The 15,214-nt window shown below is 68.9% G+C and carries 12 protein-coding genes; 9 read left to right on the forward strand and 3 right to left on the reverse strand.

Annotated features, from left to right (window positions below; all coding sequences use genetic code 11):
• Window positions 1–63 precede the first annotated feature (63 nt).
• From R5H32_RS09365 to R5H32_RS09385, 5 genes are all read left to right on the forward strand, one after another.
• Window positions 64–1,065: a hypothetical protein gene (locus R5H32_RS09365; protein WP_318338420.1), complete on the forward strand. Its 1,002-nt coding sequence runs from the start codon at window positions 64–66 to the stop codon at window positions 1,063–1,065.
• Between the two features lie 141 nt (window positions 1,066–1,206).
• On the forward strand, window positions 1,207–1,629 hold the full coding sequence (locus R5H32_RS09370) for a cytochrome c (protein WP_318338421.1): 423 nt from the start codon (window positions 1,207–1,209) through the stop codon (window positions 1,627–1,629).
• 92 nt (window positions 1,630–1,721) lie between these two features.
• The gene (locus R5H32_RS09375; protein ID WP_318338422.1) at window positions 1,722–3,107 is read left to right on the forward strand and encodes a trypsin-like peptidase domain-containing protein; all 1,386 of its coding nucleotides are present in this window, start codon (window positions 1,722–1,724) and stop codon (window positions 3,105–3,107) included.
• Window positions 3,108–3,208: 101 nt separating this feature from the next.
• Window positions 3,209–3,349 carry a hypothetical protein gene (locus R5H32_RS09380; RefSeq protein ID WP_318338423.1) on the forward strand — a complete coding sequence of 47 codons (141 nt, stop codon included), beginning with the start codon at window positions 3,209–3,211 and terminating at the stop codon, window positions 3,347–3,349.
• Window positions 3,350–3,435: 86 nt separating this feature from the next.
• Window positions 3,436–4,722, forward strand: coding sequence for an O-acetylhomoserine aminocarboxypropyltransferase/cysteine synthase family protein (locus tag R5H32_RS09385; protein WP_318338424.1), 1,287 nt, complete (start codon window positions 3,436–3,438; stop codon window positions 4,720–4,722).
• A gap of 48 nt (window positions 4,723–4,770) precedes the next feature.
• Here the strand turns inward: R5H32_RS09385 and R5H32_RS09390 are convergent, their stop codons facing one another.
• Window positions 4,771–5,466 carry an SIMPL domain-containing protein gene (locus R5H32_RS09390; RefSeq protein WP_318338425.1) on the reverse strand — a complete coding sequence of 232 codons (696 nt, stop codon included), beginning with the start codon at window positions 5,464–5,466 and terminating at the stop codon, window positions 4,771–4,773.
• A 159-nt stretch (window positions 5,467–5,625) separates the two neighbouring features.
• Between R5H32_RS09390 and R5H32_RS09395 the strand changes: the two genes are divergently transcribed.
• Complete coding sequence (locus R5H32_RS09395) at window positions 5,626–9,375, forward strand: hypothetical protein (protein WP_318338426.1); 3,750 nt, start codon at window positions 5,626–5,628, stop codon at window positions 9,373–9,375.
• A gap of 75 nt (window positions 9,376–9,450) precedes the next feature.
• Here the strand turns inward: R5H32_RS09395 and hppD are convergent, their stop codons facing one another.
• The gene (gene hppD / locus R5H32_RS09400) at window positions 9,451–10,545 is read right to left on the reverse strand and encodes a 4-hydroxyphenylpyruvate dioxygenase (RefSeq protein ID WP_318338427.1); all 1,095 of its coding nucleotides are present in this window, start codon (window positions 10,543–10,545) and stop codon (window positions 9,451–9,453) included.
• Window positions 10,546–10,681: 136 nt separating this feature from the next.
• Here hppD and R5H32_RS09405 point away from each other — a divergent pair, with 136 nt between their 5' ends.
• Together R5H32_RS09405 and R5H32_RS09410 are read left to right on the forward strand one after the other, a co-directional pair.
• The gene (locus R5H32_RS09405; protein WP_318338652.1) at window positions 10,682–11,137 is read left to right on the forward strand and encodes an Lrp/AsnC family transcriptional regulator; all 456 of its coding nucleotides are present in this window, start codon (window positions 10,682–10,684) and stop codon (window positions 11,135–11,137) included.
• Window positions 11,138–11,145: 8 nt separating this feature from the next.
• On the forward strand, window positions 11,146–13,026 hold the full coding sequence (locus tag R5H32_RS09410) for a monovalent cation:proton antiporter-2 (CPA2) family protein (protein ID WP_318338428.1): 1,881 nt from the start codon (window positions 11,146–11,148) through the stop codon (window positions 13,024–13,026).
• Between the two features lie 58 nt (window positions 13,027–13,084).
• Here the strand turns inward: R5H32_RS09410 and R5H32_RS09415 are convergent, their stop codons facing one another.
• Window positions 13,085–13,429, reverse strand: a complete 345-nt coding sequence (locus R5H32_RS09415) for a hypothetical protein (RefSeq protein ID WP_318338429.1) — start codon at window positions 13,427–13,429, stop codon at window positions 13,085–13,087.
• A gap of 186 nt (window positions 13,430–13,615) precedes the next feature.
• On the opposite strand from R5H32_RS09415, the gene R5H32_RS09420 reads away from it, so the two are divergent.
• Window positions 13,616–15,208 (forward strand): winged helix-turn-helix domain-containing tetratricopeptide repeat protein, encoded by a 1,593-nt coding sequence (locus tag R5H32_RS09420; protein ID WP_318338430.1) that lies wholly within the window; start codon window positions 13,616–13,618, stop codon window positions 15,206–15,208.
• Window positions 15,209–15,214: the final 6 nt, after the last annotated feature.

Genomic DNA, 15,214 nt, shown 5'->3' on the forward strand with positions numbered 1-15,214 from the left:
CCCCAGGCGGCGCGGCTCGCCTATAAGGGCGCGGACAGGGAACCAACAAGCGGGCAACGGGGCATGTCGGGCAACGCGGCGGGAGAGCGCGGCTTCAACGTCTTTTGCATCGGCCAGGCCGGGCGGCTCGGCTACGAGGCGGTGGTGTTCGCCGCCACCTTCCGCGCCGCCAATCCGGACTTCCCCGGCCGGCTCATCGTCGGCGAGCCCCAGCCGGGCCCGCTCTGGACCGAAGACCCGCGCATCGAGGCGCCGCTCCGGGCGCTTCTGGAAGGCTTCGGGGCCGAGATCGTCCCGTTCGAGAGCCGCCACTTCGGCGAGCGCTATCCCTACGGCAACAAGATCGAGGGCCTCGCCGCCCTGCCCGAGGGCGAGCCCTTCGTCTTCTTCGATACCGACACGATCTTCACCGGGCCGCTTTCCGGCGTCGGCTTCGACTTCGACCGCCCCGCCGCCTCGATGCGGCGCGAGGGGACCTGGCCGGTGCTGGAGCTTTACGGGCCGGGCTACGGCGCGACCTGGAAATCGCTCTACGACAAGTTCGGGCTCGACTACGAAAGCTCGCTCGACCGCTCGAAGCCGGACGAATACTGGGAGCGGTATCTCTACTTCAACGCCGGCTGGTTCTTCCACCGCTGCCCGCGCGCGTTCGGGGAGCGGTTCCTCGACTACGCGCTGGCGATCCGCGACGACGGCCCGCCGGAGCTTGTCTGCCAGTCGCTCGACCCCTGGCTCGACCAGGTGGCGCTGCCCTTGGTGATCCATTCCTTCGGCGGCGGCCGGCCGGGGCCGGAGCTTGCCGGGCTCGACGGCGAGGTGACCTGCCACTACCGGCTCTTCCCGCTGCTTTATGCGCGCGAGAGCGACCGCGCGGTGGAGATGCTCGAGACCGCGATCGCGCCCAATCCGATCAAGAAGGTGCTGAAGGAATACCTTCCCCTGAAGAAGATCGTCTACCAGAAGAAGGGCCACGAGATCCGGGAGATGTTCGACCGGACCGACCTGCCCAAGCGCGAGCAGGCGATCCGCAACACGATCAAGCGCGCCGGTCTCTGGATGCGCTGAGGCCCGGTGGCCGCCGGTTACGCGCCGGCGACACTCGGATACAAAATGATGCACTCTTCTTCTTTGCCCGCCCGCGGGGACATGGCACCGTTCGGAAGCGCGAACTCCGGGACCAGACGCTTCGTGAAGGAGAGAGCTGCCATGCGAACCTATTCTGAAACGGCAATCGCGGTCATGATCGCGGCGATGCTCGCGACGCCCGCCGCAGCGATGAGCCTCGGCGAGTTCGAGTACCGCAACAGCTGCGTCGCCTGCCACGGCGAGGCGGCGAAGGGCGACGGCCCCTTCGTCGGCTACCTGCAGGGCGTCTCGCCGCCGGACCTGACGGTGCTCCAGAAGAACAATGGCGGCCTGTTTCCGGTCACGATGATCTACGACGTGATCGAAGGCTCCGACAAGGCTGGCGCGCACGGCACGAGCGAGATGCCGATCTGGGGCAGCCGCTACCGGATGCGGATCGACGCGGCGCAGGATCCTTACTTCTCGCCAGAGGAGACCGAGGTCTATGTCCGCACCCGGATCCTGTCGCTGATCGAGTATCTCTCGACGCTGCAGGAAGAATAGGCCGGACGGAAATCGGCGCGGGCGGCGCTTGAACTGGCTGCGGCGGCGACCGATCTTGGCGGAAGCACGCAACGACACGGACCGGAACCCGAATGCGTATTGCCGCCGCCTGCCTCATTCTGGCCGCCGCCCTGCCCCTGCCGCTTCCTGCACAAGATCAGGTGCCCGCCGACCGGGCCGAGATCGGGCTCAGCTTCGCGCCGGTGGTGAAATCCGCCGCGCCGGCGGTGGTCAACATCTATGCCAGCCGCATCGTCGCCCAGCGCCGCAGCCCCTTCGCCGCGGATCCGTTCTTCTCGCAGTTCTTCGATTTCGGCCAGACCGTGCCGCGGGTGCAGAACTCGCTCGGCTCGGGCGTGATCCTCGGGGCGGACGGGATCGTGGTGTCGAACTTCCACGTCGTCGGCGGCGCCGAGGACATCCGCGTCGTGCTCGCCGACCGGCGCGAGTTCGAGGGCCGCGTTATCCTTGCCGACGAGGCCGCCGATCTGGCGGTGATCCGGCTCGACGGGGCGGAGAACCTTCCGGCGCTGGATCTGGCCGATTCCGATCTGGTGGAGGTCGGCGATCTCGTGCTCGCGATCGGCAACCCCTTCGGGATCGGCCAGACCGTAACCAGCGGGATCGTCTCCGGGCTGGCGCGGGCGGGCGGCGACATGGGGCGCGGGCGGGGCTACTTCATCCAGACCGATGCCGCGATCAACCCCGGCAATTCCGGCGGCGCGCTGGTGGACACGGCGGGCCGGCTTCTCGGCATCAACACCTCGATCCTGACCCGCTCCGGCGGCTCGAACGGGATCGGCTTCGCGATCCCGTCGAACCTCGTCGCGCAATATGTCGCGCAGGCCGAGGCGGGTGCCGCCCGCTTCGCGCGGCCCTGGTCGGGGATCGAGGTCCAGCCGGTCGATGCCGGCATGGCCGAGGCGCTGGGGCTCAACGCGCCCGGCGGCGTGATGATCCGGCAGATCCACCCCGAGAGCCCCTTCGCGAAGGCCGGGCTCGGCGCCGGCGACGTGGTCATCAGCATCGACGGGCATCCGGTTGACGGGCCGCAGGAGCTCGACTACCGGCTCGCGACGCTCGGCCCCGGCGGCACGGCGGCGGTGCGGTACTGGCGCGACGGGGGCGAGGCCGAGGCCGAGCTCGCGCTCGACCCGGCGCCCAAAAATGCCGGCGCGGACGAGCTTCGGATCAACCTCGGCACGCCGCTCGACGGGCTCGGCGTGGCATCGCTCGGCCCGGCGCTGATCGAGCGGCTGGGACTGCCGCTTTCGGCCGAGGGCGTGGTGGTGACCGAGGTCGCGGGGCGCGCGCGGCGGACGCAACTGCAACCCGGCGACGTCCTGATCGCGGTCAACGGACGGCCGATCCGGGAGCCGGCAGACCTCGCCACGGTGGCGGCCCTGCCGACGCGGCTCTGGCAGATCGAGTTCCTGCGCGGCGGCCGGCGCGCGGTGATCCGGCTGTCAGGCGGCTGAGGCGCGATCACGCCGCCCTGTCCGGCATGTGATTTCCCGGTGATGGGCGCGGCGTCGTATGATCAGGCTGAGGGACGGCAACCCGAGACCGGGAGCAGCCGATGCGCATCCTCGCCAGCCTTGCCATTGCCACACTCACGGCCAGCCTGCTGGCGGCTTGCGTGCCGCATCAGTCCTTCGGCGTCGGCAATGCGGCGCTCGAGGGCCGCTCCGACCGCCATCGGGATGACCGTCCCCGCTAGGCGCGGCGCCGGCCGGCAGGAGGCCGGTTGTGCGCCGCGCGGCCTTGCCCTAACGTCCCCGGCGAACCCAAGTCACGGAGACGATGATGGCCAAGTCCTACGGTTTCGACACGCTGCAGATCCATGCCGGCGCCCGCCCCGACCCCGCCACCGGCGCGCGCCAGGTGCCGATCTACCAGACCACCGCCTATGTCTTCCGCGACAGCGACCACGCCGCCGCGCTCTTCAACCTGCAGGAAGTGGGCTACATCTACTCGCGGCTGACCAACCCGACCGTCGCCGCACTGGCCGAGCGCATCGCCACGCTCGAGGGCGGTCAGGGCGCGGTCTGCTGCTCGTCGGGCCATGCGGCTCAGATCATGGCGCTCTTCCCGCTGATGGGGCCGGGCTGCAACATCGTCGTCTCGACGCGGCTCTACGGCGGCACCGTCACCCAGTTCTCCCAGACCATCAAGCGGTTCGGCTGGTCGGCGACATTCGTCGACACTGACGACCTTGCCGCGGTCGAGGCCGCGGTGGACGACAAGACCCGCGCGATCTTCTGTGAATCGATCGCCAACCCCGGCGGCTATGTCACCGACATCCCGGCGCTCGCCAAGGTGGCCGACAAGGTCGGGGTGCCGCTCATCGTCGACAACACCTCGGCCACGCCCTGGCTCTGCCGGCCGATCGAGATGGGCGCGACGCTCGTCGTCCATTCGACCACCAAGTACCTCACCGGCAACGGCACCGTCACCGGCGGCGCGATCGTCGATTCGGGCAAGTTCGACTGGTCGAAATCGGGCAAGTTCCCCTCGCTTTCCGAGCCCGAGCCCGCCTATCACGGGCTTAAGTTCCACGAGACCTTCGGGCCCCTCGCCTATACCTTCCACTCGATCGCCATCGGCCTGCGCGACCTCGGCATGACGATGAACCCGCAGGGCGCGCATTACACGCTCCTCGGCATCGAGACCCTTTCCCTGCGGATGGAGCGCCACGTCGCCAACGCGAAGAAGGTCGCCGAGTGGCTCGAGAACGATCCGCGCGTCGATTACGTCACCTATGCCGGCCTGCCCTCCTCGCCCTATTACGAGCGCGCCCAGTCGCTCTATCCGAAGGGCGCGGGGGCCTTGTTCACCTTCGCGGTGAAGGGCGGCTACGACGCCTGCGTGAAGCTCGTCAATTCGCTCGATCTGTTCTCCCATGTCGCCAACCTCGGCGACACGCGGTCGCTGATCATCCACTCGGCCTCGACGACGCACCGCCAGCTCTCGCCGGAGCAGAAGAAGGCGGCGGGCGCGGCGCCGAACGTGGTCCGGGTGTCGATCGGGATCGAGGACGCCGAAGACATCATCGCCGATCTCGACCAGGCGCTGGCCAAGGCCACGGCCTGATCAAGGCCTGCGGCCGGCGCCCCTTTACCGGGGCGCCGGCCGGTTTTCTCAGTCGTCGATCTCGTAGACGACGACAACCGAACTCGTCAGGTTCAGCTCGCCCGGCGCGACCGGCACGTCGGCGGATTTCGCGAAGGCCTCGGCCCCCATCGCCATCGGCATCGGTGGCATCTGGCCGCCTCCTTCGCCGATCCGCATCACCCGGCCGAGCTTCACCCCCGCCGCCTCGGCATAGAGCGCCGCCTTGCGCGCCGCATCCGTCACGGCGAGCCGCCGCGCCTCGTCGCGCGCCGCCTGATCGTCCTGCAGCCCGAAGCTGAGCCCGTTGAGCGTGTTGGCGCCCTCGGAGACCACCGCGTCGAGCGTGGAGCCGAGCGAGTCGAGCGCCCGCACACGCACCGTCACCATGTTCGAGGCGAAATAGCCCGCGAGCTTCGGCGCCCCGCCCGAATTGCCGTGATCGTAGCGCGGACCGAGCGAGAGGCCGGTTGTCTGCAGGTCGCGCTCCTCGATCCCGGACTCGCGCAGCTTCGCGATAACCGCGGCGACGGCTTCGGAATTCGCCGCCATCGCCTCGGCCGCCGTGGCCGCCTCATTGTTGACGCCGAGCGTGAGCGTCGCCATGTCCGGCGCTGCCTCGACCCGGCCCTCGCCGGTCACCGAAATCGTGGCCAGGGCGGCCTCGTCCGCCGTCGCCGGCAACGCCAAAGCGAGAACTGTCATGAAAACACTGAGAACACGCATGAAAACCTCCATATGGTGCATTCGATCATCGGAGCTTTGACGCCGCCCGCAAGCCGATCCTTGGCGGTTCGCCTTTCCATGCGCGAAATTCTGCTTTAGGAGGGGGGCCAATCCCTTGGCGGCTTTGGTGAAGACCGCGAACATGCTACCTGCGCCCTGATGAAACCAAACTTCGCGCTCAACTTCGGTCTAGACAGCGTCGGCCTTCTTGGCCGCGTGCCGGACGGCTGGGCCGAACTCGGCCGCGCCGAGTTCGACGATCCCGACCTCGAAGCGACGCTCGCGGGCCTGCGCGAGCGGGCCGAGACGATGGCGCCGGAAGGATTTGCGACCAAGCTCATCCTGCCGGCCTCCCAGATCCTCTACACCGATATCGAGGCTGCGGGCTCCGACGCCGCCAGCCGCCGGGACGAGATCGCCGCCGCGCTCGACGGCCGTACGCCCTACCCTGTCGCGGATCTCGTGTTCGACTGGTCCGGCGAAGGCCCCGCGGTGCAGGTCGCCGTTGTGGCGCGGCTGACCCTCGAAGAGGCCGAGGATTTCGCCGCGGCGCATGGCTTCAACCCTGTCGCCTTCGCCACGGTCCCGGAACCCGGCCAGTTCGCGGGCGAGCCGTTCTTCGGCGCAACCCGCGCCGCCGCGGAGCTGCTGCCCGATGGCGACCAGCCCGAACGCGACCGCGAGCCGGTCCGGATCATTTCGCTCCCGGAGGCGACACCGAAGCCCGACACGACGCCCGAGGCCGGTTTCGGGCTTGCGGACGCGGGGGAGACCGACGAGATCGCCCCCGAGGATGATGCGCTGGAGATCGACGCTGTCCTCGAAGACGCGGATGACGGCGCGCCTCCCGTCGAGGCGGAGGCCGAGGACTTCGCGGCCGAGGCCGCGGCCGATGATCCGGAAGAGGCGGATGACGAGGACGATCTCGCGGCGGAAGCCAGAGATGAAGCGGACACCGGCCGCGACGAGACGGAGGAGGCGGCGCCTGCCGCCGATGATCCGGAAGAGGCGGATGACGAGGACGATCTCGCGGCGGAAGCCAGAGATGAAGCGGACACCGGCCGCGACGAGACGGAGGAGGCGGCGCCTGCCGCCGATGATCCGGAAGAGGCGGATGACGAGGACGATCTCGCGGCGGAAGCCAGAGATGAAGCGGACACCGGCCGCGACGAGACGGAGGAGGCGGCGCCTGCCGCCGATGATCCGGAAGAGGCGGATGACGAGGACGATCTCGCGGCGGAAGCCAGAGATGAAGCGGACACCGGCCGCGACGAGACGGAGGAGGCGGCGCCTGCCGCCGATGATCCGGAAGAGGCGGATGACGAGGACGATCTCGCGGCGGAAGCCAGAGATGAAGCGGACACCGGCCGCGACGAGACGGAGGAGGCGGCGCCTGCCGCCGATGATCCGGAAGAGGCGGATGACGAGGACGATCTCGCGGCGGAAGCCAGAGATGAAGCGGACACCGGCCGCGACGAGACGGAGGAGGCGGCGCCTGCCGCCGATGATCCGGAAGAGGCGGATGACGAGGACGATCTCGCGGCGGAAGCCAGAGATGAAGCGGACACCGGCCGCGACGAGACGGAGGAGGCGGCGCCTGCCGCCGATGATCCGGAAGAGGCGGATGACGAGGACGATCTCGCGGCGGAAGCCAGAGATGAAGCGGACACCGGCCGCGACGAGACGGAGGAGGCGGCGCCTGCCGCCGATGATCCGGAAGAGGCGGATGACGAGGACGATCTCGCGGCGGAAGCCAGAGATGAAGCGGACACCGGCCGCGACGAGACGGAGGAGGCGGCGCCTGCCGCCGACGACCCGGACGAGGCGGAGGACGAGGACGATCTCGTGGCCGAGGCTGGCGATGAAGCGGACACCGGCCGCGACGAGACGGAGGAGGCGGCGCCTGCCGCCGACGACCCGGACGAGGCGGAGGACGAGGACACCGGCCGCGACGAGATCGAAGCCGAGGCGCCCGCCGACGATCCCGACGACGCCTCGGAGGATGCGGGCGTCCTCGCGGCCGAGATCGCCGATGACGACGCCAGCGAAGAGCCGGAGGAAGCGCCCGCCGCCGCCGTGAGCGCCCCGAACATCACCGCGGGAGACCTTCCCGAAGAGGGCGAGCTGCCGGATGGTGCGCCGGGCTACGCGGCGGGATCCGGGGGGGATCTGCCCGGCGACTTCGCCGCGCCGCTCGGCCCCGAGCCCGATGCCGCCGAAGCGCCCTTCATCGCGGTCGAGGATCTGCCCGAACTTGACGGCGCCGACGCCCCGGCTGCGCGTCTGCCGGGCGTCCGGTTCCACCTCGCCGAGGCCTCCGAGCCCGATCTGCGCCTTTCCGCGCCGCGGGCGAACGCGACGGCCGGCGGGCATGGCGTGACCGAGCCGGTGCTCGCGGTTCCGCAAAACCATGTCCCCCGGACCGGCAGCGCTCCCGTGGCGCCCCCTACGCCCGCCGCCCGCCGCGCGAAGAAGGCGCAGGGACCGGCGAGACCGGCGGCCAGAGGCGCATCGGACGCCGAGCCCGCCTTCGGGGTCTGGAGCGGCAACCATGTATCATCGCCGGCCCGGCTTCGGATCGGCCTCGTCCTCGCCGCCATCGCGCTGATCGTGATCACCGCGATCACGCTCTGGTCCTTGTGGTTCGGGTCGGGCGGCGAGTCCGTCAGCACCGCCCCCGCGCCTGTCACCGCCACTGAAACCGCCGGCCTCGCGCAGGCGCCCGCGCCGCAGCCGACTGCCGCGGCGGACGCGCAGCTTCCCGCTGCCCGAGATGCCGGAACCGCAGAAGCGGACCTGCCCCCCGAGCTTGCCGGGACAGATGCCGCCGAAGACCTGACGCAGGCCGCAGAGGAAGCCGAGACCGCGGCCCCCGCGTCCGTGGTCAATGGCGCGGTCGAGCCGAAGCCGGTTCCCGCGCTTGCCGCCGATGCGACCGGCGCGCCTGCCATCGCCGACGCGGCGCCCGGCCCGGCCGCAACCCCCGCGACCCCGCTGGCCGCTCCCCAGACCGACATCGCCGATTCAGCCCCGGCGCCGCTGCCGCTGCCGCCGCCCTTCGGGACCGAGTACGACCTCCTGCCCGATGGCACGATCCGCCCCACGGCGGAGGGCGTGGTGACACCCGGCGGCTTCACCCTCGTCGCCGGTCCGCCGCCGCGCAGCCCGGCCTCACGGCCCGAGGCCGTCGCCGCCGCGTTCGCCGCGCGCGACACGGCCGATACAGCCGATACTGCAGTCTCCGCGGAACCGGAGATCGCGGCCGGGATCGACGCGCCGCTGCCCGAACCCGTCGACCCGGCCCATGCCGCGCGCAAGCCGCGCGTCCGCCCCGAGGCGGTCGCCGCCCGCGCCGCCGCGGCCGATGCCGCGGCGCGGGCGGAAGCCGAGGCCCTTGCGAGCGCGAGCCGCCTTGCCGTGGCCTCGTCGCGGCGCCCGTCCGAAAAGCCGTCCGGCTTCGCCAAGGCGGTCGAATCCGCGATCGCCAGCGCCGTGGCCGAGAGCATCGCCGCCGCGCCGCCGCCCGAGCCCGCTCCCGAACCCGTCGCCGCCCCCGAACCCGTGGCCGCGCCGGCGCCGGCCGCGCCCCAACCCGCCGCCACCGCCAGCACCGAGGAGATCGACGAGCCCGAGCCGGTCGAGGCGGTGCCGAACATGCCGACCTCGGTGACGGTCGCCCGTCAGGCCACGGTGAAGAACGCCATCAACCTGAAAGACATGAACCTGATCGGGGTCTACGGCTCCTCGGCCAGCCGCCGCGCGCTGGTCCGGATGCCGAACGGGCGCTACGTCAAGGTCAAGGTCGGCGACCGGCTTGACGGCGGCCAGGTCGCGGCGATCGGCGACAGCGAGCTTGCCTATGTCAAGAAGGGCAAGACCCACGTCCTGAAGATCCTCAAGGGCGGTTGACGGGCGCAACCAGACAGGCAAAGGGCGCGAGCCTCGCGGCCGCGCCCCTTCCTTCCCCCCTGCGGGACTGCCGGTTCACCCGGCCTTCAACACCCCACGCGCGATCTGGTCGGCCTCGATCGATTCGAAGAGCGCCTTGAAGTTGCCCTCGCCGAAACCGTCATCGCCCTTGCGCTGGATGAATTCGAAGAAGATCGGCCCGATCACCGTCTTCGAGAATATCTGCAACAGGATCCGCGTCTCGCCGCCGTCGACCACGCCCTCGCCGTCGATCAGGATGCCGTGTTTTTCCATCCGGTCGAGCGGCTCCTCGTGGCCCGCCACCCGGTCGCGGCTCATCTCGTAATAGGACATCGGCGGCTTCGGCATGAAGCGCAGGCCGCGGTCATGGATCGCGTCGGTCGCGCCGTAGATGTCCTCGGTTCCGACCGCGATGTGCTGGATGCCCTCGCCCTTGTAGCGGCGCAGGTACTCGACGATCTGCCCCTTCTCGCCCCGGTCCTCGTTGATCGGGATGCGGATGCGGCCGCAGGGCGAGGTCAGCGCGCGAGAATAGAGCCCGGTAAACTTGCCCTGGATGTCGAAGAAGCGGATTTCGCGGAACTTGAAGAGATCGCCGTAGAACTTGAACCACTTGTCCATGTTGCCCTTGTGGACGTTGTGGGTCAGGTGGTCGAGATAGTAGAAACCGACGCCCTCGGGCTTCGACTTCTGCAGCCAGTCGAACTCCTCGTTGTAGGGCGAGGTCTCGTAATACTTGTCGATGAAGTAGATGAGCGAGCCACCGATGCCCCTGATCGCGGGCACGTCCATGGTCTTGTCGTCGCCCTCGTAGGGTTCGGCACCCTTCGATACCGCATGCTCGAAGGCGTGCTGAGCATCGACCACGCGCCAGCCCATCGAGGGCGCGCAGGGTCCGTGTTCCGCGACGAAGCGGGCCGCGAAGCTGCCGGGCTCGGCGTTCAGCACATAGGTGACGTCGCCCTGCTGCCAGAGTTCGATGTCCTTGGCGCGGTGCCTGGCTACCAGTTCGTAACCCATCCGGGTGAAGAGAGCGCGTAGCTCTTCCGGCTCGGGATGGGCGAACTCGACGAATTCGAAACCATCGGTGCCGGCCGGATTCTGATCCGAGATAACGGATTTCGGGGCGGAATGGGGAAAGGGACCCATCAGACATATCTCCTGTGCGCGTTATTCAGAGAATACCGCACCGTAAGCGCGTAATTTGCGCGAAGTATCGCGATTTTGGCCCTGTAAATGCGCGTTTATTGTGCCATAATCCCAAATAATGCACGAACCCCGCATCATTCTGGACGAAATCGATTCCCGGCTCCTCGCCGCGCTGCAACGCGACGCGCATCTCACCTCGCAGGAACTCGGCGAGGCCCTGAACCTCTCGCCAAGCCAGGCCGGACGCCGCCGCCAGCGGCTCGAGGCGGAGGGGCTGATCCAGGGCTACGCGGCGCGTCTCGATCCGTTGAAGGTCGGCCTTTCGGTGCAGGCCTTCGTCCAGGTCCAGATGGTGCGGCACGGCGCGGAGACCACGGCGGCCTTCTCGCGGCTCGTCGCGACACAGCCCGAGATCACAAGTGCGTGGACCTTGACCGGGGAAGCGGATTATCTTCTCCGGGTCTATTGCGAAGACCTCGCGAGCCTGAACAGATTGATCCATCAGGTTCTGCTCGCCCACCCCGCTGTCGCGCGTGTGCAGAGCCAGATCGTGATGGACCAGTTCAAACCCGACGCGCCTTTGCCGACCTGAAAGATTAGATGGAAAGCTTTCTTTTTCACGCCTCGATCTACCTGATCGCCGTTGTGCTGGCGGTGCCGATCGCCTCTCGCCTCGGGCTCGGCTCGGTGCTGGGCTATCTGGTCGCCGGGATCATCATCGGACCGGTTCTGAACATGACCGGGACCGACACCAAGGATCTCCAGCATTTCGCCGAGTTCGGCGTGGTGATGATGCTGTTCCTGATCGGCCTCGAGCTTGAGCCGCGGGCGCTCTGGGCGATGCGCGACCGGCTCGTCGGGCTTGGCGGGCTTCAGATCGTTGTCACCGCGCTCGTGGTCACGCTCGGCGTTCTGGCGCTCGGCTATTCGTGGCGGATCGCGCTCACCCTCGGCGTGATCCTGTCGCTCTCCTCGACCGCGATCGTGCTGCAGACGCTGTCGGAAAAGCAGCTGATGCCCACGGCGGGCGGGCGCAGCACCTTCTCGGTTCTGCTGATGCAGGACATCGCGGTGATCCCGATCCTCGCCTTCCTGCCGCTTCTGGCGCTGCCGGGCGCTCGGGCGCTCGCCAAGGCGCAGGCGGCGGAGACCCATGTCACGCTGCCCTTCCTGCAGCAGCTGCCGCCCTGGGGCGTGACGCTCGTCACGCTCGGCGCGGTCGCGGCCACGGTGCTTGCGGGCCACTACCTCGTGCGCCCGCTCTACGCCTATGTCCACCGCGCCCGGCTGAGGGAGGTCAACACCGCGCTCGCGCTGATGATCGTCGTGACAATCGCGACGCTGATGCTTCTGGTCGGTCTCTCGCCCGCGCTCGGCGCCTTCCTCGCGGGCGTGGTGCTCGCCAACTCCGAGTTCAAGCACGAGCTTGAATCCGACATCGCGCCGTTCAAGGGGCTCCTGCTCGGGCTCTTCTTCATCACCGTCGGCGCCGGGATGGACTTCGACCTGTTCTTCAGCCAGCCCATCACGCTGCTCGGGCTCGCGCTCGCGCTGATGGTCGCCAAGGGCGTGGTGCTCTATGTCCTCGGGCGGCTCTTCAAGCTGAAGGGCCGCAACCAGTGGCTGTTCACGCTCGGCCTCGCCCAGGCGGGCGAATTCGGCTTCGTGCTGACCGCCTTCGCGGTCAAGCAGCGCATCCTGCCTGACATGCTGGCGCAGTCGCTGCTTCTGGTGATCGCGCTCTCGATGTTCCTCACGCCCCTGTTCTTCATCCTCCACGACATCCTCGCCAAGCGGATGAAGGAGGAAGGCGAGGCCCAGGAGGCCGACGAGATCGACGAGCAGCAGCCGATCATCATCGCCGGGGTCGGCCGCTTCGGCCAGGTCGTCAACCGGATGGTGACGATGTCGGGGTTCCGCACCACGGTGCTCGACCATGACCTAAAGGTGATCCAGCTGCTCCGGCGGTTCGGCTTCAAGGGCTATGTCGGCGACCCCACCCGGCCCGAGCTCCTGCGCGCGGCCGGAATCGGGCAGGCCCAGGTCCTTGTCGTCTGCCTTGATGACCGCGCGGCCGCGACGCGGCTCGTGTCCTATGTCCGCCGCCTGCGCGAGGACATCCACATCATCGCCCGCGCCCGCGACCGCGAGCACGTGTTCGAGCTTTACCGCGCCGGGGCCGACGACATCGTGCGCGAGTATTTCGACGGCGCGCTACGGGTCGGGCGCTATGTGCTCGAGAATGCCGGGCTTTCGGAATACGAGGCGCACGAGCTCGAGAAGACCTTCTACAACCTCGACCGCGCTGCGGTGCGCGACCTCGCGGACCTGTGGAAGCCGGATCTGCCGACCGAGAAGAACGCGGCCTACATCGCCCGCGCCAAGCAGCTCAACCGCGAACTGGAGGCGGCGCTGCTCGCCCGCTATTCGCAGACCCGCAGCGAGAAGGACGAGCCCCGCACCGACACGGCCGCCGAATAGGCACCGGCAGGGCGCGCGCGACTTGCGGCGGCAGCGCGCACGCCCCTATTGGAGGTGATCATCCGAGCGAGGCTTCGCCCACGAAGGCCGGGACGAACAGGAACTTCACCTCGCGCTCCTTCATCAGCAGAAGCGCGCGGTCGGCGCCCATGTCCGGTGTCGCCGCCGGCCGGGTACAAAGGTGATATTCGGTGCCCACCGCCCGGACGATCCTGAGATCGCCGTGGCCAAGCTGGGCGCCAAGGCTTTCGACATAGAAACCGCCCGGATTCTCGCGGACATCGCCGGCGCCCGCGATCTCGTTCACATGGCCCGGCCCGCACAGGTCGTCGATGCGCGACTGCGCGGTCGCGGCGACGGCGGACGCGGCGATCATGATGGTCGTTGCTGCTGTCAGTCTCATCTTTCCCTCCGCTTTCATCGTCATGCTGCGCGCCGCCACCCGGCACCGGTTCGTTGGCCCGCGGCGGCCGATGCGCTAGACTAGAAAGGCAGGGAGAGCGGCGAAATGTCCCGAACGCGCGATGAAATTCCGGCGAAATCGCATGAAACCGTTCACATCGGAAGCTTCAGCTTCGACCTGAATTCCATGGAATTGAAGGATGTTGGCGGTGCGCCGGTGAGCCTGCGCAGTCAAAGCGCCGAGGTTCTGGCGCTCCTGGCCGGCCGGCCCGGCGAAGTCCTGTCGAAGGAGGCGCTGATCGCTGCCGTCTGGCCCGACACCTTCGTGACCGACGACAGCCTCGTCCAGTGCATCGCCGACATTCGTCGCGCGCTCGACGATTCCGATCACAGGCTGGTGCAGACGCTGCCGAAGAAGGGCTACAGGCTGAACGCCGCGGAGGGCGTCGCGCCGCCGGTCGGGGCGGGAACCGCTGACCGGCGCCTGCTGAACGGAGCCGCGGTGCCGCCGAGGCGTGCGGTCGCGGTCTTGACCCTGGTCCTGCTGGCGGTGATCGCGTGGCAGGTCGCCGGACGTGCGACCTCGAAAAACGCCGCCGCCGCGGAGGCGCCGACCATCGCGGTGCTGGCCTTCGACGATTTCAGCGCCGGCGCGGACAGGGGCTTCCTAAGCGACGCCATCGCCGAGGGCATCATCACCGAACTCGCCCGCAGCCACACCTACGGCGTGATCGCGCGCAACTCGAGCTTCCGGTACCGCGACGCCCCCGCCGACATCCGCCGGATCGCCAACGAACTCGGCGTCGACTATGTGCTGGAGGGGAGCCAGCAGAAGGACGGCGACCGGCTGAAGGTCACCGCGCAGCTGATCGACGCGGCGAACGGTCGGCACATCTGGTCGAACAGCTACAACCGCGAGATCGGCGACCTCTTCACCGTGCAGGACGAGATCATCCGCACCCTCGCCGACCGTGTCGGGCAACGGATCGAACGCCCGGTTCCGGGCCGCGACCCGGCCGGGGTCAGCGCGTTGCACTACCTGCTCCAGGGCATCCAGACGGTGCGGAGCGACTTCTCGGCGGAGTCGAACGCGACCCTGCGGCGGCTGGCGACGCGAGCCGTCGAGGTCGATCCCGATGCGCCCTACGGCCATATCGGCCTCGCCTGGGCGGAGCGGCACGACGCCGTCTTCGGCTGGAACGGCGCGGACCGGCACGCGGCGCTGGAGCGCGGCCTGCGCCACGCCGATCGGGCCATCGACCTTGCCCCCGACAACGCGGAGACCCACTACGCCCGCGCCCGGATCCTGAGCGAGCTCATGCGGCACGACGAGGCGATTGCCAGCTTCGACAAGGCCATCGAGCTCAATCCCAGCGACTCGGATGTCCTCGTCGGCAGCACCGATGCGCTGCTCTATGTGGGTCGGACCGACGAGGCCATCGCGCGGATCGAGCGGGCGAAGGGCATCGACCCGTTCCACAAGGACTGGTTCCACTGGCAGATGGGCTGGGCGCTTTGGGAAAAGGGCGACTGCGACGGCGCGCTGGCGGCCATGCGGAAGATGCGGAAGATCTTCAAGGGCGCGCACCGGATGCTCGCGGGCATCCATGCCTGCCTCGGTGAGGTCGAGAAGGCGCAGGCCGCCTACCGGGTGTTCTATGCCGATTCCGCCGAACCGACGATCGCTGAGCAGCGCGCCGAATGGCAGGATGTCTGGACCGCGCCGGGCAGTCTCGACCGCTGGCTCGAGCACATGCGCATTGCAGGCATGCGCGACTAGGCGCCG

Origin of the sequence: Defluviimonas sp. D31 (assembly GCF_033436765.1) — a bacterium.
In the GTDB taxonomy this organism is placed as follows: Bacteria; Pseudomonadota; Alphaproteobacteria; order Rhodobacterales; family Rhodobacteraceae; genus Albidovulum.

Bases quoted from the DNA above. Each gene is read 5' to 3' on its own strand.
- R5H32_RS09385 (WP_318338424.1), top strand. From the start codon at position 3,436: ATGGCCAAGTCCTACGGTTTCGACACGCTGCAGATCCATGCCGGCGCC.
- R5H32_RS09420 (WP_318338430.1), top strand. From the start codon at position 13,616: ATGGAATTGAAGGATGTTGGCGGTGCGCCGGTGAGCCTGCGCAGTCAA.
- R5H32_RS09410 (WP_318338428.1), top strand. From the start codon at position 11,146: ATGGAAAGCTTTCTTTTTCACGCCTCGATCTACCTGATCGCCGTTGTG.
- R5H32_RS09395 (WP_318338426.1), top strand. From the start codon at position 5,626: ATGAAACCAAACTTCGCGCTCAACTTCGGTCTAGACAGCGTCGGCCTT.
- R5H32_RS09375 (WP_318338422.1), top strand. From the start codon at position 1,722: ATGCGTATTGCCGCCGCCTGCCTCATTCTGGCCGCCGCCCTGCCCCTG.
- R5H32_RS09415 (WP_318338429.1), bottom strand. From the start codon at position 13,429: ATGAGACTGACAGCAGCAACGACCATCATGATCGCCGCGTCCGCCGTC.
- R5H32_RS09380 (WP_318338423.1), top strand. From the start codon at position 3,209: ATGCGCATCCTCGCCAGCCTTGCCATTGCCACACTCACGGCCAGCCTG.
- R5H32_RS09390 (WP_318338425.1), bottom strand. From the start codon at position 5,466: ATGCGTGTTCTCAGTGTTTTCATGACAGTTCTCGCTTTGGCGTTGCCG.
- R5H32_RS09365 (WP_318338420.1), top strand. From the start codon at position 64: ATGTCGGGCAACGCGGCGGGAGAGCGCGGCTTCAACGTCTTTTGCATC.
- R5H32_RS09370 (WP_318338421.1), top strand. From the start codon at position 1,207: ATGCGAACCTATTCTGAAACGGCAATCGCGGTCATGATCGCGGCGATG.
- hppD (WP_318338427.1), bottom strand. From the start codon at position 10,545: ATGGGTCCCTTTCCCCATTCCGCCCCGAAATCCGTTATCTCGGATCAG.